1 protein-coding gene is annotated in these 624 nt (G+C 68.1%); it reads left to right on the top strand.

Annotated features, from left to right (window positions below; all coding sequences use genetic code 11):
• Window positions 1-226 precede the first annotated feature (226 nt).
• The coding region (locus AC1D01_RS37765; protein ID WP_477875083.1) for a phage terminase large subunit family protein at window positions 227-624 on the top strand (398 nt) is incomplete at its 3' end.

Below are 624 nucleotides of genomic sequence, written 5' to 3' on the forward strand. Positions count from 1 at the left end.
GCCGCAACCAGGCGGTGTACCAACCGACCGACGAGGACCGCGACGACTTCGTCACCACCGAGCTGGAGCGCTCGATGTCGCTCGCCGACCTCGGCACCGAGCAGCGCGACGAGATCAACGCGGCGCTGCGCCGTGGCCTGCGCCCGCTCGAAGCCCCAACGCCGATGCGGCTGTCCCATTGGATGGCCGAGCACTTCTACCTGTCGGAGGCGAGCTGGAGCGCTCGATGTCGCTCGCCGACCTCGGCACCGAGCAGCGCGACGAGATCAACGCGGCGCTGCGCCGTGGCCTGCGCCCGCTCGAAGCCCCAACGCCGATGCGGCTGTCCCATTGGATGGCCGAGCACTTCTACCTGTCGGAGGAGAGCAGCTACGAGCAGGGCCGCTGGGAAGCCTACCCGTACCAGGTCGCGATTGCCGACTGCATAGGCCACGACGAGATCACGCACGTGACCTGGCGGAAGTCGGCGCGCACCGGATACACCAAGATCTTCCTCGCGGCCATCGGCTACTTCGCCGAGCACAAGCGCCGCAACCAGGCGGTGTACCAGCCCACCGATGAGGGAGCACTTCTACCTGTCGGAGGCGAGCTGGAGCGCTCGATGTCGCTCGCCGACCTCGGCAC

The organism is Rhizobacter sp. P3_B12 (assembly GCF_056402895.1).